We start from the raw sequence: 18,677 nt of genomic DNA, 5'->3' as shown, positions 1-18,677 counted from the left end.
TCACACCCCCATCAGGTAGTACGTCGAGAACTTAGCCTCGACCCCGCCACTGCCGTCCATGGACAGGTTCAACTGCACGTCCTGCCCCGGCGGCAGCGCCGGGTAATTGAACTCGGTCAGCTGGTCCATGACATCCACGCCGTCCAGCTCCGCCGTCAGCCGGCGCGGGTCCGTGTCCAAGATCAGCTTCGAGCCCTCTGGCACCGCAAACGGCACCGTCGTCGTATCCGCACCAATGCCGACCACAGCACTCGTCGTCGGGCCATTAATCGTCCACTCCACAAAGGACTCCACATCGCCAGGATTCGTCACGACCGCTGTCGACAGTTGACGCGAGGAGGAAATGAAGAAATCCGGACCAAACCCGGTCGGCCCGTAAAAGTCAACCTGCTCGCCGGCCTCCCACGACTCCACCACCGGTGTGCCCTCCCAGAACGGCTGCTCCACAAAAAACTCGATCCCATACGCCTCCCAACCCCGCTTCGCCGGGTCCGTCGCGTAGGAATGCCCGCCATCAGAAGCGAACCGCAGCCGCAGCGAGAACTTCTCACCCGTGTCAGGCATCTCCACCGTCCACACACCCGAGGTGCCCGGGCGCATCGTCTTCCAAAAAGCGCGATGGCGGGCCAGCCACGCCTTCGAACTCGGCTGGTCGTCCGTGGCGGAACCGGAATAGATGATGAAATGCCAATAGACCTTCCGGCCCGTCGCCAACCACCCGTCCCACTCCAGACCATGAACCACCGGCGAATCATGCGTGTAATTCAGGATCTCCGGCATACCCAGACCCTCCAGCCCATCGGCCAGAAGCGCCGCACCAGACCGCGGGTCACTGATGGGCCACACCGACCCGTCCCAGCCCGTCCAGGTGTGCTTGAGCCCCTGCCAGGGCACAAACACGTCCGGGACGGGCGGAACATACGGCAGCCCATAGACGACGTTCACGCTCATACCCCGACCGCCACCTTCCGCAAATTAGCCAACGACGACGAACGCCGGATCTTCGTGAACAACTCATCCGCCACCCGCTCCTGATCCCATCCGACATTGCCGTTGATGGTGACCTGCACCCCGGCGAGCGCCGCGGCACTCTGGGGTGTGCCGGCCTGAGTGCCTGCCGTGCCCCTGAGGGACGACGACGGTCCGGTCACCCCGGCCCGTATCGTTGCCGAGACGTCCCCGAGCGTTGATTTCAGGTCCGGTATCCCGGCCCGCAGGGACTTGTTCAGCCCGCCCATGATCCAGCCGCCGGCCGGGACCAGGAGAGCCCGGTCGTAGGCCTCCGGGCCCTTGTGGTCCTTGATCCACTGGCCGATGCCGCCCACGAAGTTCTTCACGGACTCGAAACCGGCCTCCAGCCCCCGACGGAAGCCGTCGATGATCTGCCCGCCGGCGTCGACGAGCATTCCACTGAGGTTGCCGAGGGCGCCGAGTATCCGGCCCGGCAGCCCGGTCACCCAGGACACGAGCTCCAGGAACTTCGATACTGCTGCGTCCTTCACAGACCCAATCCACTGGCCCACCCGGATGTACAGCGACGCCAGGGCGATAATCCCGTTCAGGATGCGCCCCGGAATCCCAGCGATCCACGAGACAATCGCGTTCCACACGGCCATTGCCGTGGAGCTGACCGCATTCCACCCGCCAGAGAGCAGCGCCTTGACGGTCGCCATCGCGACATTGAAAATCAGGGTGAGCCTGGCCCAAGCATTGCCGACAATCGAACTGATCGCGGCGAACGCACCGGTGAAATAGCCCTTGATCTTCTCCCACGCCGACGAAATGTACCCGGCGATCAGGTCGAAGCGGCCGGTGAAGACCGCGATCAAAATAGCCAGGGCCGTCGCCACAATGGTCTGGATGATGTTCCACGCAGTGGAGAACACCACCTGGATGACGGCCCAGACCGTCTGGATGATCGTCAGGACCATGGCAATGTACGTCTGGACAACCGTGACGATGACCTGCCACGCCACCTGGATGATCTGCTGGATCGCAGCCCACACCGGAGTGATGAATCCCAGGAAGCCCTGCCAGACCCCGCCCCACCAGCCCAGGAACCCGGCCATGATCCCCTGGAACCAGGTAACGAACCCCTGCCAGACGGTCTGCAGGAACCCGGTGACCGCACCCCAGTTCTTTACCAGCAGCACGATCCCGGCAATCAGCGCCACGATCGCGAGAATAACGAGGCCGATCGGGTTCGCCGACATCGCCGCGTTCCAGGCCCACTGCGCCGCCGTTGCCACACCCATGGCGACCTTGCCCGCCACCATCGCCACATTCTGGGCGACCATGGCGACCTTCTGCCGGGCCATGGTGACCAGGTTCAGGTTCAGCGCCGTCGTGGTTGTGCCGATGGCCCGGGCATGCTGGTTCTCCAGCGTCACCGCGACGATCCTTGCCACATTGTTGGCAAGGTTCACCGGCGTCATCGCCACCTGCGCCGCCGTCAACGCAATATGTGCGTTGCCCAGGGCGCTGCTCGCGACCCGCCACGCGATGTACCCGGCGACGATGGCCGGCATGAACTTGATGATCGTGTCCACGTGCTTGGCCAGGAATCCGAGCGAGACCGTCAGGATGTTCAGGCTCACCCCGCCGAGCTTGACCAGCGCCCCGCCAATGTTGGGCAGCTGCTCACCGAATGCCTTGAAAGCCGGCGCCAGCGTCTTGACGGACTCGCCAATGCTGCCCAGCGACTTCCCAACACTGCCGCCCGCCGTCGACAGGGAAGCCGTGAAAGCGGAAAAGCTCGAGAAATCCAGCTGTTTGAGGGCATCCACCAGCGGCCGAGTCGCGTTGGCGACCCTCTCCATGAACCCGGGGAACCCAGAGGACGTCACATCGCCGTCGTTGGCCACCCACGCCGCACGAAAGGCAAGGATCCCGCCGCGCATCTCGTCAAAGACGAACCTCGACACCAGCCCCATGCGCTCCAGGAAGCCATTGAACCCGGAGGACGTGACATCCGTGCCGCCAGCCTGGAACGCCAGGACAAAAGCGGAAACCGAGCCAATGACCTTGTCAAAGGCTGCTAGCGCCTTGGTGGAGAAGCCCTCGATGGCTGGGCCGGCTTTGCCCTGAAACCATTTGCCGAAGGCTTCCGCGGCGGGCTTGATCTTGTCGTTCATGCCGTCCAGGGTCTTGGTGACCTGGTTGAACACGTTCTTGAAGAGCGGGAAGAACGCCGATGAGAGGGTTACGCCGACGCGGGAGAGTGCGGCGCCCATGTTCGAGAACGCACCCTTGGTGGTATCGCCGGACTTCTGTGCCGCCCCGCCCACGTTCTCTGTAAGGACCTTCTCAAAGGTGGCGGCGTCGACCTTGCCCTTGGAGACCATCTTGGTCATTTCCTCGGCCGTCACACCGTAGTGCTTGGCGAGCATCTGCAGCACACCGACGCCGCGGTCACCGAACTGGTTCAGGACGTCGTTGGTGACTTTCCCGGAGTTGGTGACCTTGCCCATGATCTGGCCCATTTCACCCATGCCGGTCCCGGCGATGGTGGCCGCATCAGCGACTAGGGTCAGGTACTTGGACATTTGCTGGCCCGGCTTGATGCCGGACGCGAGCGCGGTGGATGCGACCGTGGCGGCCTCGCCCATTCCGAAAGCGGTGCCCTTGACCGCGGAGAGCGCGTTGTCCATGGTTTGCTTGACCGTGGACGTCGAGTTGCCCAGGCCCGTCATCTTCGCGGTGGCGTCCTCGATCTGCAGCTGGCGGCTGATGCCACCCTTCACCGCAATCGCGGCGATGCCGGCCGCCAGGCCGCCAGCTACAGCAAGGGACTTGCCCACGAAGGAGCCGAGGCCCTTGACGCCGTTCCCGAAGGCCGCCGCGAACCGGTTGGAGGATTCCTTCCCTGCCCCGTCAACCTCGGAGGTGACCTTGGACCGGAAACCGCCCATGACCGGGACAATGTCAACTTCACCCTGACCGGCTTTAGACATCGAGGACGCCTCGCTTTCCTACTGGGGACGCACCTGCCCGAAAGCCGAGTGAGCGTTGAGAGTGTGTTTCAAGGCGGCCAGCTCGTCGGCTGAGACCTCGGGGGCCTGCTCTTCGACATCCCACGGCCACGGCATCGTCACGGGCTTCTGGTCCTCGCCCAGGAGCGCGTTCTGCACGGCCACATACAAGGCGCCGGCAAACATCGTGTCCATGGACATCGGGTAGGTCCACCCATTGACGGAGGCGTGCAGGTGGGAGCCCTGCTCATTCAGGAGACCGGTGGCAAAGTCGATGGCACGGCGCCACGTGATCGTAGTGCCGATGCCGTCAGCGTCCAGGCCGAACCGGGCCTGAAAGTCGTAAGTAATGGCTGGTTTGTGCTCCTCTACGAGGCGGAGGAGCCACCCAATTCCCCCATTGAGGCATCAAACCTCTCACCCACGGCCTCGATCCACTTCAGAATCAGCTCCATTGATTCCGCACCATCACGCAACCCCATGATCGGGTCGCGGACGTCGGCCGGCATGATCTCCTTGCGGATGAACGGCAGGGACTCCCGCTCCGACATCCCTTCGAGCCCGGCGAGCTTCTCAAACGAGTCCAGCGGGATCCGCAGATCCAAGGACACTTCACCCTCACTGGTCTGGCACTTGAGCGCGTGCTCGACGACGGCGAACCGCGGCTTGGTCCCCGCAGCCCTGGGCTTCGCAGCCGCACGCTTCGGTGTCGGGACACCCTTCGGTGCCGTCGCTGCCTTCTTGGACGCTGTGGCGGCCTTCACGGGGCCGGCAGCAGTTGCCGCAGTGTCTTGGGTGGTTGTCATGGTGATGCTCCTTCAACGATGGGTGGGAGATGGGTTGGTGCTGGCCCCGGCGCCCACCCATCAAAGGGACGCCGGGACCAGGTCAGAGAGGCGGCTACGCGCCGCGGTTGTAGGCCAGGGTGGCCGTGCCGTTCGGTGTCGTGACCGTGATCTGCGCCGAACCGGCCGACCCGGCCGGCATGACAGCCGTCAGCGACGTGTCGGAGACAACCTGGAAGGACGTCGCGTTCGACGCGCCGAACTTCACGCCCGTCGTGCCAGTGAAGCCCGAACCGGAGATGGTCACCGTCTCGGTAGCCGCAGCGCCGGACGGTGTCGCGCCGGTGATCGTGACAACCACGCCGCCCGGGAAGATCAGCCACTCACCAAAGTGCTTGCCGCCTACCAGGTCGGAACGGTTGATCTTGACAGTGGTCTCGTAGCCCATCACGTCGCCGCGCTTGGACTTCACTTCCTTCACGCCCTGGATGTTCACGTCCGGGGCCCAGCGGCGGCGGATCACACCGTTCTTGAAGATCTCCTCCGAGAACAACGAGTACTGGACGTCCGTGCCGCCCGCGTCGATCTCCATGTACCCGTTCACATCCGCCGTCTGGCCTCGAACGATGGACCGGACAATCTCATCCGTCTGGGCGAACGTCTGGACCACCTCGGCCTTAGCCAGGCCGGACGGAATGGAATACCCTTCCTGCCAGAACGTGATCGGGTCGCCGTCGGCCTCCAGCGTCCACTCCATGCCGCCGTCCTCCGTCAGAAGGCCCGGGATCTGGAACGCGGGATCAAGGGTGAACGACGGCGACGCGCCCTCCACCGGGGAAGGGCCGGCGGTACCGATCGGGGCGAAACCAAGCCGCCCCGTAACCGGAATACCGACAGCGGAAACATCATTGCCTTTGGCGTCTTTAGCCATTGTGGTGTCCTCCAAAATAGGAAAGCCACCCACAGCGTGGATGGCATGAAATGAATGGTTGATTAAGGCCGGTGAGGCTTATTCGAACGGCTGGCCGACAACGGCTAACTCGAAGGTCAAGTAGTAGCTGGGCTGGCCACCCTCCTCCGTGATCCGGAACGGGCCGGACGAATTCAGGACCGCGGCGACCGGGTTGCCCGGATCAGCCCGGGCCGAATCCTTGACGATCATCTTCACCAGGCGCGCCAGCTCCTTGGCCTCGGCACCCTGGGAAGGATCATCCCCGGCCATCACCGTGATGCCAACGCTCGGCTGGGACGTGATGATCGACGTCGACGGCCCGCCATTGTCCATCACGACCACCAGCTTCGGCCTGGCATCCGCAGGAAAGGCGTTCGAGACAAACACGCCCTGAGTGACCGGTGTGCCGATCAGCGCCAGCTCCGAGCGGATGAACCCCGTCAGGAACAACTCCAGGTCAGCGTCCAAGACACGGCTACCCACCGCCAGCCACCCGCCCTAGCGCCCGGGCCAAATTCCCCGTCCGGGACTCCACAATCATCGAATGCCGGCTGGACGCCACCACGACCGCGACCGTCCGCTTCCCGCGGCGCTTGACCTCCACATGAATGCCGTCCCGGTACTCGCCCGTGTCCACCGGGGCAGCTGCCTTCGCCTCGGCCTCCACCTTGTGGGCCACGCCCGTGACAATGCCGACCACCGGAGCCGAATTCAAGACCTCTGAGAAGAAGCCCTCGTTCCACTTCATCAGCCAGCCACCTTCCGCAGCGGGAACTCATCGCCCGGCGCCCAGCCCGTGAAAGGATTCACCCACGCAGCATTCTCGCCGGCCACCTCCCACAAACCAGAACGGGCCCGGATCCTATCCGCCCGCAGCACATCCATGCCCGGCGGGCCGTAGACACTCATCGACGTGATGACCATCTGCCGGTTCGCCGACGCCGGCTCCGTCGTCGAGGACGGGGCCACCGCAGCACCCTCGATGGGCAGCTCGTCGGCCGCCTCCCAGGACCCCTGCGTCAGCTCGCCCGAGTAGGGGTCCGCCACCATTTGGCGGCGGAGCCGGACAATGGTCTCACCCTGATCGAACATCACGAGCGGTCACCTGATCCCAGGCTGTACTTTGCCACCGCGTCCGTCCACTTCTGCGTGACGCCCACCGTCGCTTGGACGCCGTAGGTCACGCCGTAGGGGCCGGCGCTCTGCTGCTGAACACCGGCAAGAATCGTCGCCTGAATCTGTGCCTGTTCAAGCACTGCGTCCTGAATGCCACCGGGAATCTGCGCCCAGCCGTGCGAGTAAGTCACCTGAATGTTTCCCAGCCCGTCCGGCCAGATCCCGCCCACTTTGCGGACTACCCCGATTCTGCGTGAAATTTCATACGCCGAATCAGGCAGCACCTCGCCGTTCACGGAAACCTCGAACGCCTGGACCGGAGCGGCCGGCAAGAGCAGCGTCGTCGTGCCGTCCCCGTCCAGCCAGATCAGTTCATCGCTGACCTGGTGGACGGGGTAGCCGACGGCGTCCCGGAACCGGTTACTTGCCCGGCTTAGCGCGAGAGCCAGTTTTGGGCTGGTCGCTGGCAGGCTTGTCAGCGTCGCCAGGTCCTCCAGCGTCGCCAGATACGTTTCCGGCATTACCGGCTCCTTCCTGGATCTTCGCCGCCTCGGCCGCAGCATCTGCCACGATCCGCGCAGCCTCCTCACGGGCATCCGCAAGGATTTGTTCCGCGTCGGCGGTCGTGCTGGCGGCGAGCGCAGCGGCTGCTTCCTGCTGGGCGGTGTACTGGGACGCCGTGGTGGTGATGGGTGCCGGGGCGTTCGTCTTGGCTTTGGCGTCGGCTGTGAGCTTGAGCCTGGCGGCGTCGTCGGCCCGGAATCTGACGCCACCTACGATGACTATTTCGTGCATGGTGATGCTCCTTTCGGAAATGTCCCGAGTGCTGGCGTTTAGGCGGCCGTCAGGTCGATGACGATCAGGCGGGCAGCATTGCGGATGAGCTGAACGGCACGCTCTTCCGCCCGGATGTATGTGAGGTTGCGCTGGGCGTAGTCCTTGTGCTGGTTGAACGCCATGATGGACAGCGCCTCGAGCTGCAGGAGGTGGATGGTGGCGAAGTCACCGGCGATGGCCTGGCCGACCGGGACCGCCTGGGAGTTGATGCGTTCGTACCCCCATGCCGTGCTTGGTCCGGATGCGAACGGGCCGGCGCCCAGGTAACGGCCCTGGGAGTCCTTGAGCAGGTCCCAGGTCTCGTCGTCCTCCGGGTTGAGGAGGACGCCGCGGATGTTCGCCCCGGAGGCATTGCGGAGCTTGGTGATGGCCTTGCGGACCGTGGTGGGTACGTCCGTTGCCCACGCCTGCTGGAGGACGCCGCTGGTGTTGAAGATGCCTGCGGGCTCGTCGGCCGTGCCGGCACCGTTGAGGAGAATGTTCTCGATCTCGATCTCGAGGTTCTCCGTCAGCGTGGAGTCGATCAGCGACTGGATGACGCCGTCGTCAGAGAGCTCCTGATTGGTGACCTCCATGCCGTCCGCGTAGGTGAATGCCTTGGCGTCCGCCGTAGTGGTCGTGAGCGTGGACAGTGGCTTGAGTCCGGTCGCGGGCGTGGTGCCGGCCGTGGTAGCTGCCTCGGCCACGATGGAGGCGTTGTTGGTCTTGGAGATGACCTGGCGGTACTGGAACCAGGGCAGGTTCGTGTTGCCGCGGGTGATCAGGTCCAGCAGCCGACGGGCGGGCCGGTAGACCAGGTCGTCGACCTCGTTGGTGCGGACGGCGCGGGCGTTGCCGGCCCCGGCCGTGCCCAGCGGGGCAGGGTCCACCTTGGCGATTACGCTGCCGCGGAGGTGTTCGGCCTTGATGCTGATGGGGGTGTCTTTGCCGACGCCGGAGGGGTGCTTCTTGCGGAAGCCGCGGTAGGCTTCCGACTTGACGAACTGGGCGCCGATGGACTTGCCGACAGCGGACTGGTCCGGGGTGTCTGTGTTCTCCTGGCTGGACGTGCCGGCGCCGGCGAAGTTCAGGGACGCCGCGGCGGCCTTCTGTCGTTCGATCAGGGCCGTGAGCTCACCGTGTTCCTTTGCGATCTCGGCAGCCCGGGTGGCGTCCGCCTCCGTGAATTCGGCGGCGTTTTCAAGTGCTTTCTTGCGCAGTGCGGCAGCCTCGTTGTTGAGCGCTGCGAGCTTTACCTTGGGGTCCATTTCTGGGGTCTCCTTCTTTAGAGCGAGAGATCGAGCAGCGCCCGAACATTGGGGGACAGAACCGACTTTGCCGCCGGAACTGCTGGGACAGGAGCAGTCTTGGTTTTGTCCGCATCCTGCGTGTCAACTGCGGCGATGATCTCGCCGAGCTGGGCGTGTGCGTCCTTCAACGCGGTCACGTGCTTTTGAGCCAGCACCCGGCCTTCCTTCGCCACCGTGCGGACCGCGCCGGTCAGGCGGCCGTCCGACTTGATGGAAAGCAGCTCCGTGTCTGGATTGGCGCCCTTGAAGCAGGGCCCGGCCTCCCACAGGTCAATGTCCTTGATCAGGAGGGAGGGCCACCAGGATTCCTCTCCATCGGATTTGATGAGCTCGTAATCCCTGACCTGGCCGCTGATGCTGAACTCGACAATGAGGCCGTCGAGCATCAGTTTGTGGATCCGGGCCGCCTTCGGGTGGTCAAGGTCGAGCTGGCCCTTCAGGAGCAGCCCGGCATCCGTCTCCTGCGCCTCGACGTACTTACCAAGGATCGATTCCGGGTCGGTGAACTGGTGCGACCACACCACAGGGATGGGCCGGTCCTTGAGCGTCCACTCCGCCAGGGTCTTGGTGAACGCGCCGGCCTGGATGATGTCACCCTGGGAGTCCTCATTGCCGAAAGCCGAGACGAGGGCCAGGAACTCACCCGGCGTCCCAGTTGGTTCGGCCTTGGCCGAGTATGACTTGCTGATATTGATGTGGTCCACTACCTAACCGCCTTTCATGCTGTGGTGGTGTCGCTGATGTTTTGCGATCCGGTGTCCTGCGGAGACGCCTGCCCGCCTGCCGTCACGTTCAACGGCACGATGAGCTCGTCTGAACCATCGATGTGGGGCAGGTTGAGCTTGGCCCGGCCCTCGGCCCGGGTCATGACCGGCCCGCCTACCAGGGTGGATAGCAGGCGCGCCTGCTCGAGGAAGGAGCCGTTGATGGCCGCGTCCCGGTCCATCTCCACATACGAGCCCGCAGCGGAGTCGAGAGAGCCGAGCAAGCCCTGGTTCACGGACTGCTGCAGCTCCGTGAACAGTGGCCCCAGGATGGGGCCGAACAGCATTTGCCGGAATGCGGAGATGTTCGAGAAGTTCCCCGGCCTGGCCCCCACCAACTCCGGCGGGATATAGAACGCGGAAGCAACTTCGGCATCGGTGAGCTGGCGCCCCTCAATGTCCTTGGCCTCCTTCGGGTTGAGCCCGTCGAGCTTCTCGTATTGCATGCCGTCTTCAAGGATCGGCGTCCCGCCAGCGCGTGGCGTGTCACGCCATGTCCGCCAGGACTGCAGGAACCGGTCCCGGTTCTTCTCATCCCATTTCTTGGCCTCCACCGGCCGTTTGAGCAGGCCGCCGATCTTTGGCGAGTTATGCCATTGGGCATTCCGCCACTCCACGGACCGCCGGGTTTCCTCTAAGATCTGGGACAGCGTCAGCATGGGTGACACGCCGCCAGCCGTGGACGGGTGCCATCCCCAGCCCACAGCAATGGGCGCATCCGTCAGGTCAACGTCGGGCGTGCCCGCCGGGGTCTCCAGGATGATTTGGGTGACTTGCCCCAGGAAGTCGGACTTGACCGTCAACAGCCGCGGCGGGATCCTTACCAGCGTGGCTGGCTTCCCGCTGGTGCCTTCGAGGTACAGCACACAAAACAGGTCGTAGATCATCGCGTCAATGGCAACGTCCCGCCACAACTTGAATCCTGTAATGAACCGGGCCGGAGCGTTCAGGAGCCGTTCTGCCCGCCCGCCGGCGTCCCGCTGCCTGTCCGTGTCCGAGACGCGATGATAGGCATGCCACGGGATGCTGGCGACCTGCCGGGCCGCATAGCCGACGACCTTACGCAGCGCCGGTTGCGTCTTCCACAGCGTCAACGGGTCCGTGGCCGCGGGGGAGTAGTTTGCCAGCGGCACCCCGGCGTCTGCCACGGTGATCCGTGACCCCTTTGTGGTCTGTGTGGGGTAGCCGCCGGCGAAACTGCCAATGGTCACCAGTTCACCGGCGGACTTGATCACCGGCCCCATCACGAACTCACCTGGACAAACAGGACGCTGCGGGTCGGGACCAGCATGTATCCGTCGGCTTGAATCTCGCCGTCACGGACGTGACTGTAAACATTGGTCAGCTTCAGCACCCTGAACCGCCAGGAGAAACGCACTGTCCCCACCAAAGTAGTCCCGTCCACCAAAACGACACGGACACTGGAACCAATTTTTAGGCGCATACGGCGTCCCTTCCTCTAAGCGATGATCAAGTCATGGTCGTTGTAAGATGACGGGCCGGAGTCCAGGCTGAGCGCCTCGCTCAAGGCATTGCACAGGGCCGAAACTCCATCGATCTTGTCGGCACTGTTGGCCTTGTCCGGCTTCACGTTGCCCGCCGCATCCGTCGCGACAGCCAAGTTGTCGATCATCCAATGCATGACGGGGTTGCTGCCATGGGTCAGCTTCGGATCACCGCGCTTGCCCATGAGGACAAGGCGCTGGATCTCCTTCAGCGGGGGAGACATGGTCAGGAAGCCCTGGCCCGTCTTCACCAAGGGCACGCCCTCACCGAGCAAATCATTGGCCAGCTGCGTCGCGTTCCACCGGTCGAAGCCGACAGAAACCACATCGAACGACTGCATGTCCGCGAGCATCTTCGTCTTGATGAAGTCGTAGTCCGTGACGTCGCCCGGAGTAGTCTCCAACCAGCCCTTCCTGACCCAGTCCGCCGCATTACCGGCCGTCCTCTCGTTCAGGGCCTCCACGTTTTCTTCAGGCGTCCAAAACCGGTAAATCGTGTCGTACCCAACCCCGTCAGGCTTGGGGAACAGCCAACACAACGCGGTCAAGTCGGACACCGAACCGAGGTCAAGACCGCCATAGCAATGACGCCCTTGCAGATCGGCCTCAAGGATGCGAGCGCCAGCGTTGCGTTCCCACGCCTTCAGCTCAATGAACTTTGTGGTCTGCTTCGTCCTCAGACCAAGATGGAGGCGCTTGTAACTTGCCAGCTCGGCAGGCGAGTTGCGGGCCTTCTTCGCAGCCGTCTCCAAGTACTCCCGCGTCGGGCTGATCCCGAACCCGGGGTTGGCCTTGCGCTGAGTGTGCTCGGAAAACGGGTCATCGGTTTCATCGGCGGCAAAGACGACACCGAACGTTGATGCGTCCTTGAACACGCCACGGGCGAGCTGCTCGACATACCTGCGGTTGCGGGCGTAGATCGTGTTCGGCTTGCCTGTGTCGGCCGTCGTGATCTTCACGACCAGGGGCTGGTCGCGGGAGCCTGTACCAGTCTCGATGGTTTCGACCAGGTCTGGCGTCTTGTGGATGTGTAGTTCGTCAATGATCGCGCCGTGAAGGTTCGCGCCGTGCTGGGCGTCAGCGGTGGAGCTGATCACGCCGAAATAGGAATTCGACTTGGGATGGATAATGCGTCCGGTGACGGCCTTGACCCGGCCGCGGAGGGCTGGGGCGGACTCCGCCAGTTTCTTGATCGGAGCGAACACGAACGACGCCTGGTCCTTCGTCGTTGCGGCCGCAATGACCTGCGCGCCGGCCTCACCGTCGGCTGCTGTCAGGTAGATCGCCAGCCCTCCGCAAATGGTGGACTTGCCATTCTTGCGTGGAACGTCCACGTAGAGGGTCCGAACAACACGGACCCATTCCCCGTGTTCGTTCTTCTTCACCCACCCAAAAACGGGGGCGATGATGTAGGCGACCTGCCACGAGTCCGGAACCAGCGGTTGCCCCGCCAGGCGGCCCTGGGTGTGCCGGAGGAGGGAGAAGGCCTTGAGTACCTTGTCTACGCGTTCGGGGTCGAACACGGCGTTACGGAGGCTGCGCCCCTCCGGGGTTTTGATGTTCGGCGGTATCTCCGGCAGGGGGATGCCCCTGGAGACCATGAAGTAGGCGACTTCGGGGCTGATCTTCAAACGCCGGAGCACCGCGGTGGTCGGCAGCCCGAACGCATCGGAGTCTTCTGGCTTGAGGCCTGTCTTAGAACGGGTTGTCTTCGTCGCCACCGGTGTCACTCCTCGCCAGGTCCTGCTCCGAGGAAGGTGTCATGCCGAATTCCTTCGCCAGGGATTGCAGGCGGGCGCCCGCATTGCGGCGGGGCCACGGCCGGATGTGGGATGGTCCCCTGGGCCGCATCAATGAGAAGTGACCCGTTTTCCTGGATGGCCCGGGTGGCATTGCGGAACTCCGCCCATGTTTCGCAGTATGCGGCGAGAACTGCCCGGTCTTCCGGCTTCAGGAGCTCCAAGGCCTGCAGCCCGGGAACAACGCGCTGCCACTCGTCCTTCGCCTCGGCGGTCAGCCAGTCGGGCATCTCCGGTGCGGTCCGCTTGAACTCGGGACCTAGGTTGACTGGGCGGCCACCGGAGTCTGTGCCGTTTCCTCGCCCCTGGATCAATTTCAGTCGGGCTGGCTTGGCCGCTGCCCCACGTGCACCCACTTAGACCCCCCTCCAATAATGTGAGATATCGTGCGGAGAATTCACCCGACGCGCTCCCGGGCCGAATTTCCAGCGATCCGAACGCCCCTACCCTCTGGTAGAGCGCCTCTGAATGGCCCGTCGTGCACGTTCTGCCTTGCTCTTTTCGTCGTGATGCGTTTGGCAGAGAGTCTGCAAATTATCAGCGTCAAAAGGTGCGCCACCATCGGCAATCTCTATGATGTGGTCGGCCTGCAGGTCAACATCTGAGCCGCACAATCGACACCTAGATTCGCGCTGAAGCTGTTCTTTGCGGATCCGACGACGGTCAGCCCCTGTTAGTTTCAGGTCATTGGCACTGCGGTTCTCCCAAGCTTTGCGCCTATGCTCATCGCATCGGCCGCCTTCGGTGGCCAGCCGGCCGCATCTGCGGGTGCATCTGCTCGGCGCAGCGTATGGCACGTGACCACCAGCTTCCATAAGGCCGGCCCGGGGAGGGATGCCAATTCACACCAGGCTCACCGTCCTCGGACATGACGAAGGCCCCGACCGAATGGTCAGGGCCTTCAGATCAAGTCTTCGGAGACACTTATCCCCTCGGAATTAGGGTACTACATTTCAGGTCGGGATTCTCCTCCGTCCCCGCATGTCCTGAAATACCTCTAGCACGTCACCTGGGAAGTAGATCCTCTGCGCCTGGCCTTCAGTGGTCACGCGATCCAAAACGTACGCGAGCCGGCCCATCTGCACCCAGTTCTCAAAGTCCTTCTTCAAGATGAATGCCTTGGCCTTCTTCTGTAGGTACTCGCGGACGTGCCTGGGCGGCATGGGTTGACCGCGGGCCTTCAACCGCAGCCGATACAAGATGTCGTGGACGTGATGAACTGTCCCGCATGCCTGGCACTTCACCGACACATCATCAGGACGAGCCACCAAGTGGCCATCACACAATGTCGGCCCAGCATCATCCTCGAGTTGCTCCCCACAGTGACCGTACACCCGCTTGTCCTCCGGCCCCCAGACCAGGTCACGGGCCTGCCCTACCCAAAGCCGTGCCATAAACAGGGTCTGCCCGGCCTCCGGGTCTTCCATCGCCACCCCGTACGCACGATCAGGGAGCTGACACAGCCACGTCCGCAGCAAGAGAGCATCGAGGTTGATGGGCGGCTTGGAACTCGCGTGCCCGCCACCCCCACCGCTGGCACCAGGCGACCTGGTCACGCTCGTCTGATGGATCGCCCCAGGCAAGAACTGAACAAGAACCGGAACATCCTTGAGCAGATCGTCAAGTTCCAAGACGCAGGTCGTGCACAGATACAACGATGTGATGCGGTTGCATTCCGGTGCGGTGCAAGTGTTCAACCCTTCATCCCCCTCAACTCATCATCAATCCGCCCGTCCAAATCAGCCGGCCGCCATACACCAACATCAATCCCCGCCGCCCGCATCGAAGCTTCCACCTCGAGCTGCGCCGGAGACTGCCGGCCCTTCATCGTCTTCAACTCCCGGAACATCGACCCATGCACCGGATGCCACAAGTGCAGGTCCGGATACCCTGGCCGTGAGCGACGGCTGTTGTAGACGTGGAAGAAGTCCCACCTGTGCCACCTGGCCAGCCGCTCCACATGGGACTGGAACGCCGCCTCGGTCATCCGTGCGTACTGTTGGGCCCTGAACTCCGCCCCCGTCATCACCCGGGTCACCTGCTCACCAGACATAGCGCTTGTTCACCTCGTTCCCGATCGCCTCGGCCAGCTCATTCCAATTCCGGTCACCCTCGGCCGGCGTGACCACCTCGGCCGCCAACCTGGCCGCGGCACGACGACGCATCAACACCATCTCGTGATGCATCCGCACCTCATCCCACGGCTGAACCTCCGGGGCCGGCGGGAGATCCTCCACATGGGCCTTCTCGCACGGAATCAACACCCGCGCCTTGAACGGCACCCGCCGGACCTGAACGAACTTTTGCCGCTGATGCCAAGACATGGCAGCCCACTCATCCACGGACGGAACCCACATAGGATGCCCGGGCCGAACAACTGCAGGGACTTCTATCAAAGGGGAACTCACTTTCTCCTCCTGGGCCTCTTACGTTTCATGGATGGTCGAGGAAGCCCTGGCAGGTTGGGAGACGATAGAAGATCCGCTGCAGGAGAAAGCAAGAGCTTGGCTCCCCGTCCCTGCCCTACCCGACCCGTCCCGTCCCGACCCGACCCGGCAATACCGGGGCCATCAGTCAGGCGGTTGGCAGGGTTGGCAATAAGTTGGCAACCTGCCTCCTCGGCGGTCCCAGGCGGCTTTGAAACCGCCTCAACCGGCTTGGTGGTGCTTATCGGCGTGCCGTTGCCACTGGGAACCTCTGAGGGGCTGCTACCAGTGGCCGGAGCCGTTACTGCAGGGCCGGAATCGCCGTTGCCCTTGATGCCCTGGCCGGATGAAGCGCCGTTGCCAGATGTGACCGGGCCGGAAAAGCTGCCGTTGCCCTGGTCGTCCTGGCCGGAGTTGCCGTTGCCAGTGTCGGAAGGGCCGGGAATGCTGCCGTTGCCCTCAGTTGCCTGGCCGGATGAAGCGCCGTTGCCAGTCTGTAGCGGGCCGGAGTTGCCGTTGCCCTGGGTGGTCTGGCCGGATGGAACGCCGTTGTCAGTTGGATCGCCGGGCTTGAGCGCCCGGCCGGATGGCTTCGGCACCGGAATGCCCAGCCGCTTTACATACTCATGATCGGCAAGCCAGTTGACCGTGCCCTCGCTGAAATACGCGATGGACGGAACTGGCAACCGTGGGTACTCAACATCAGCCTTGTCGCTGTTCTTCCGGCCGGAATTGCAGCCACGGCACGAGACGAACATGTCATTCTCGTCCTTGGCCTGCTTGCCAGGCACACGATGATCGTAGGTCCCGCCAATGGCGCTATTCTGGGCGCCCCACCGAACCACTTTCCCGCAATACCGGCAACCGTCGCCGTCCCGCAACCTCACGGGAATGACCAGCTCAGGCCGGGCGGCGTCGTTACGGCGCTGCCGCTCCCACTCCACCTCAGCCTTCGTGCGCAGGTGAATGAACTCCGGATCTTCCACAATCTTGTACGCCTTCCGGACCCGGCTTTCCTCATCGACGGTTTCCACCTCGACCAGGTAGCCGGCATACAGCCCGAAATCCAGCAACGCATTCGCCCGGGCCACACCTGCGATTGACACCGCAGTGCCCCGGTTGATCACGTAATCCGTCAAGTGCGCCGCCGACTGCACAGCACACCGCATGATGAACCCGAAGAGCTCATTCACAATCCGCTCATCAGCGTCCTCATGCTCCAAGACCGCCAGAGCAATCGGATGATGAGCGGCGGTATCGCCTATGCGTCCCCATGGCACTAGGTGTACCCACTTTCATTATTGAGACCTGTATTTCGTGTTGCGTTCCCTGCCACGCCAGCTGGACGACGGCGGCGGGCCCTTCCCCTGGTGCTTCTTTGCCCACAGCGCCCTGGCCCGCGGATCCGACGGCGCCGGTTCCGGCAGGACGCCGGTCTCTTGGAGGCCCTCGACGAAACCCGCCATCGCCCGCGACGCGTTCAAAAACGGCAGCTGCCACGCCTGCAACGCCACGCCCCAGTCTGCGAGCGCGTTGACAACATCCTCCAGATCGATGCTGGCGACAGGTTCGGCCTGCTGCCAGTAACCGATGCGCTGCATGATGCCCTCGACCAGGGCAATGCCCTCTGCGTCCTGGTACGGGTCCGGGGCCTTCACTTCTCAGCCTCGGGCCGCGGCTTACCAAGAGGCCGGAGCCTTCCGCGCTCGATGTAGAGGGCAACGGCTTCGTCCTCGAAGCCTTGCCACCGGTCCAACTCGATACCGCGATCCAACGCCACGGAATACACGCAATTCCGACGGTCGATCCCGGAATCCAGGCACATGCGTGAGTGCAGAATGTACACCGTCTGTTCCGCAGTGACAGCACGCCCATCGTGGACCACCTTGTGCTTCGGCTGGCCCACGATCTGCTCGATTTCACCGCTCGGAACCAGGCTGCTCGATTCCATTACTCTGAACCAGGCTGCTCGTGAGTTCTGCCGTTCAATTCGGTCGGCACGGGCCCTGAGCCAGGATGCGATTCCTGATGCGTTCCACCCGTGGGGAACTGGACCCATGCGACTGTCGTCCGCCGCTTCCTGCAACGCCTCGGCCTTCGCTTGTGCCGCGATAAACGGGGCCGCAGCGGTAAGGGCGAGTTCCGCGTCTTGGTAGCACTTGGCTTTCTCGGCAACGTCCGCGTCATCCCACAGCGGATATGGCGGGGCGCTCACAATCAGCCCGTAGAACAGCGCACGCGCCCCTGCTTCAACGGCTTTGGCGGGTGGTGAGTACGTCATGATTCCTCCTCGAGTAGGTCGGCAAGCGCGTCGACGTTGGCGGTGATGTAGGCGAGTCTGTTGCGGATCCGATCGGCGCGTTTGGCGGCGACGGCGGCCGTGAGCTCTCGGGCGTGTGCTTGGATGCGGAGGACGAACTTCTGGGCTGTCATGGTGCTGGGTCCTGGTCGAGGACCTCGATGGTCTCGCAGGGCCATGCCGGCTCATCTGTGAATCCGACGTCGCGGCGCAGCTGGCAGTGCCCACAGACCATGCGGGTGTGGCCCTTGCCGAGGTCGTGCTCCGAGGGGTAGCAGTCGGCGCACTCGGGACGGTCCATCCCCACATAGGCGCAATAAACGCGCGGCTGCTCCACCGGAGCGTGCAGGGCCCTGACTGCGTCGACCTGGGCGGCCGCCTCCGCGCCCTGGTTGATCAGCTCCACCCGGACCGCGTCCCGCAAACTCAGCTGCTCCCCGGACATGAACCGGGCCGCGAGCGCGGCGCGGAGGTCGCGGATCTCTGCAATGAGGTCCGGGGTGTCGCCGGCTTGTACGGTGTCGAGGTTGATCATGGCGTGCCCGCCGTCGTCGTGGCGTCGGTGCCGCGGTACTTGTATGGGCCGCCAGTCTTCGGCGGCGGGGTGGTGCCCTCGCGGGCGAGGACGCCGTTGACGTCTGTCTTGCCTGTCGCCTTGCCCACGGCGGGCACGAAGCGGGCGTACACGTCGAACAGGGTGTCGTCCTTGTCGTTCGGACGGGATACTGCCTCCAGGCCGAGTTTCTTCCACGTGTGGTGGCCGGTGCCTGACTTCATGCCGGCCTTCACCCGCGCCCACTTCCGCGGGTTTTCCTTCAACGCCGCGATCAGCCGATCCTTGGGATCCAACGATGCGGGCGGTTCACGCCACTCAATTTCCAACGCCATGACACTCTCCTCTACGTAGTCAGCTGCAACGGCATTCGCCGTTGTG

General features: G+C 63.6%; 25 protein-coding genes. All 25 read right to left on the bottom strand.

All coding sequences use genetic code 11. The features are described from left to right. The 25 genes from G6035_RS04035 to G6035_RS03915 all read right to left on the bottom strand — a co-directional run bounded on the left by G6035_RS04035 (nt 1) and on the right by G6035_RS03915 (nt 18,631). Nucleotides 1–951, bottom strand: a complete 951-nt coding sequence (locus tag G6035_RS04035; protein ID WP_176615789.1) for a hypothetical protein — start codon at nt 949–951, stop codon at nt 1–3. Next, complete coding sequence (locus tag G6035_RS04030) at nt 948–3,953, bottom strand: tape measure protein (protein ID WP_176615788.1); 3,006 nt, start codon at nt 3,951–3,953, stop codon at nt 948–950. The genes G6035_RS04035 and G6035_RS04030 overlap by 4 nt, the downstream gene beginning before the upstream one ends. A gap of 18 nt (nt 3,954–3,971) precedes the next feature. Further along, the gene (locus G6035_RS04025; RefSeq protein ID WP_176615787.1) at nt 3,972–4,166 is read right to left on the bottom strand and encodes a hypothetical protein; all 195 of its coding nucleotides are present in this window, start codon (nt 4,164–4,166) and stop codon (nt 3,972–3,974) included. A gap of 173 nt (nt 4,167–4,339) precedes the next feature. After that, nucleotides 4,340–4,777, bottom strand: coding sequence for a hypothetical protein (locus G6035_RS04020; protein WP_176615786.1), 438 nt, complete (start codon nt 4,775–4,777; stop codon nt 4,340–4,342). Nucleotides 4,778–4,871: 94 nt separating this feature from the next. Beyond that, nucleotides 4,872–5,687, bottom strand: coding sequence for an IPT/TIG domain-containing protein (locus G6035_RS19715; protein WP_218062940.1), 816 nt, complete (start codon nt 5,685–5,687; stop codon nt 4,872–4,874). A gap of 78 nt (nt 5,688–5,765) precedes the next feature. After that, nucleotides 5,766–6,176, bottom strand: coding sequence for a hypothetical protein (locus G6035_RS04010; protein ID WP_176615785.1), 411 nt, complete (start codon nt 6,174–6,176; stop codon nt 5,766–5,768). 7 nt (nt 6,177–6,183) lie between these two features. Further along, on the bottom strand, nt 6,184–6,456 hold the full coding sequence (locus G6035_RS04005) for an HK97 gp10 family phage protein (protein ID WP_176615784.1): 273 nt from the start codon (nt 6,454–6,456) through the stop codon (nt 6,184–6,186). Beyond that, nucleotides 6,456–6,803 carry a hypothetical protein gene (locus G6035_RS04000; RefSeq protein ID WP_176615783.1) on the bottom strand — a complete coding sequence of 116 codons (348 nt, stop codon included), beginning with the start codon at nt 6,801–6,803 and terminating at the stop codon, nt 6,456–6,458. Before G6035_RS04000 ends, G6035_RS04005 begins: the two co-directional genes overlap by 1 nt. Continuing rightward, nucleotides 6,800–7,345, bottom strand: a complete 546-nt coding sequence (locus G6035_RS03995; protein ID WP_176615782.1) for a mobile element protein — start codon at nt 7,343–7,345, stop codon at nt 6,800–6,802. Before G6035_RS03995 ends, G6035_RS04000 begins: the two co-directional genes overlap by 4 nt. Continuing rightward, nucleotides 7,245–7,619 (bottom strand): hypothetical protein, encoded by a 375-nt coding sequence (locus tag G6035_RS03990; RefSeq protein ID WP_176615781.1) that lies wholly within the window; start codon nt 7,617–7,619, stop codon nt 7,245–7,247. The genes G6035_RS03995 and G6035_RS03990 overlap by 101 nt, the downstream gene beginning before the upstream one ends. A gap of 38 nt (nt 7,620–7,657) precedes the next feature. Next, nucleotides 7,658–8,908, bottom strand: a complete 1,251-nt coding sequence (locus G6035_RS03985; protein ID WP_176615780.1) for a phage major capsid protein — start codon at nt 8,906–8,908, stop codon at nt 7,658–7,660. Nucleotides 8,909–8,925: 17 nt separating this feature from the next. Further along, complete coding sequence (locus tag G6035_RS03980; RefSeq protein ID WP_176615779.1) at nt 8,926–9,654, bottom strand: HK97 family phage prohead protease; 729 nt, start codon at nt 9,652–9,654, stop codon at nt 8,926–8,928. 14 nt (nt 9,655–9,668) lie between these two features. Next, nucleotides 9,669–10,958, bottom strand: a complete 1,290-nt coding sequence (locus G6035_RS03975; RefSeq protein ID WP_256127730.1) for a phage portal protein — start codon at nt 10,956–10,958, stop codon at nt 9,669–9,671. 215 nt (nt 10,959–11,173) lie between these two features. Beyond that, entirely contained in the window at nt 11,174–12,940 is a 1,767-nt protein-coding gene (locus G6035_RS03970) for a terminase TerL endonuclease subunit (protein WP_218062939.1), read from the bottom strand. Nucleotides 12,941–12,945: 5 nt separating this feature from the next. After that, complete coding sequence (locus tag G6035_RS03965) at nt 12,946–13,248, bottom strand: phage terminase small subunit P27 family (protein ID WP_218062938.1); 303 nt, start codon at nt 13,246–13,248, stop codon at nt 12,946–12,948. Between the two features lie 213 nt (nt 13,249–13,461). Beyond that, a complete protein-coding gene (locus G6035_RS20490) occupies nt 13,462–13,833 on the bottom strand; it encodes an HNH endonuclease signature motif containing protein (protein WP_371130831.1) in 372 nt (123 codons plus the stop codon). 138 nt (nt 13,834–13,971) lie between these two features. Then, nucleotides 13,972–14,649, bottom strand: a complete 678-nt coding sequence (locus G6035_RS03955) for a hypothetical protein (RefSeq protein ID WP_176615776.1) — start codon at nt 14,647–14,649, stop codon at nt 13,972–13,974. Between the two features lie 62 nt (nt 14,650–14,711). Continuing rightward, entirely contained in the window at nt 14,712–15,071 is a 360-nt protein-coding gene (locus G6035_RS03950; RefSeq protein WP_176615775.1) for a VRR-NUC domain-containing protein, read from the bottom strand. Further along, on the bottom strand, nt 15,061–15,360 hold the full coding sequence (locus G6035_RS03945) for a hypothetical protein (RefSeq protein ID WP_176615774.1): 300 nt from the start codon (nt 15,358–15,360) through the stop codon (nt 15,061–15,063). Before G6035_RS03945 ends, G6035_RS03950 begins: the two co-directional genes overlap by 11 nt. A 62-nt stretch (nt 15,361–15,422) precedes the next feature. Beyond that, a complete protein-coding gene (locus tag G6035_RS03940; RefSeq protein ID WP_176615773.1) occupies nt 15,423–16,637 on the bottom strand; it encodes a hypothetical protein in 1,215 nt (404 codons plus the stop codon). 105 nt (nt 16,638–16,742) lie between these two features. Further along, nucleotides 16,743–17,102, bottom strand: coding sequence for a hypothetical protein (locus tag G6035_RS03935; RefSeq protein ID WP_176615772.1), 360 nt, complete (start codon nt 17,100–17,102; stop codon nt 16,743–16,745). Further along, on the bottom strand, nt 17,099–17,725 hold the full coding sequence (locus tag G6035_RS03930; RefSeq protein ID WP_176615771.1) for a hypothetical protein: 627 nt from the start codon (nt 17,723–17,725) through the stop codon (nt 17,099–17,101). The genes G6035_RS03935 and G6035_RS03930 overlap by 4 nt, the downstream gene beginning before the upstream one ends. Further along, complete coding sequence (locus tag G6035_RS03925) at nt 17,722–17,877, bottom strand: hypothetical protein (protein WP_176615770.1); 156 nt, start codon at nt 17,875–17,877, stop codon at nt 17,722–17,724. The genes G6035_RS03930 and G6035_RS03925 overlap by 4 nt, the downstream gene beginning before the upstream one ends. Continuing rightward, complete coding sequence (locus G6035_RS03920) at nt 17,874–18,278, bottom strand: hypothetical protein (protein ID WP_176615769.1); 405 nt, start codon at nt 18,276–18,278, stop codon at nt 17,874–17,876. Before G6035_RS03920 ends, G6035_RS03925 begins: the two co-directional genes overlap by 4 nt. Continuing rightward, nucleotides 18,275–18,631 carry a hypothetical protein gene (locus G6035_RS03915; protein WP_176615768.1) on the bottom strand — a complete coding sequence of 119 codons (357 nt, stop codon included), beginning with the start codon at nt 18,629–18,631 and terminating at the stop codon, nt 18,275–18,277. The genes G6035_RS03920 and G6035_RS03915 overlap by 4 nt, the downstream gene beginning before the upstream one ends. Nucleotides 18,632–18,677 lie beyond the last annotated feature (46 nt).

This window comes from Arthrobacter sp. SDTb3-6 (genome assembly GCF_013376095.1).
Lineage (GTDB): Bacteria > Actinomycetota > Actinomycetes > Actinomycetales > Micrococcaceae > Specibacter.
This window is presented reverse-complemented; position numbering and strand designations above follow the sequence as displayed.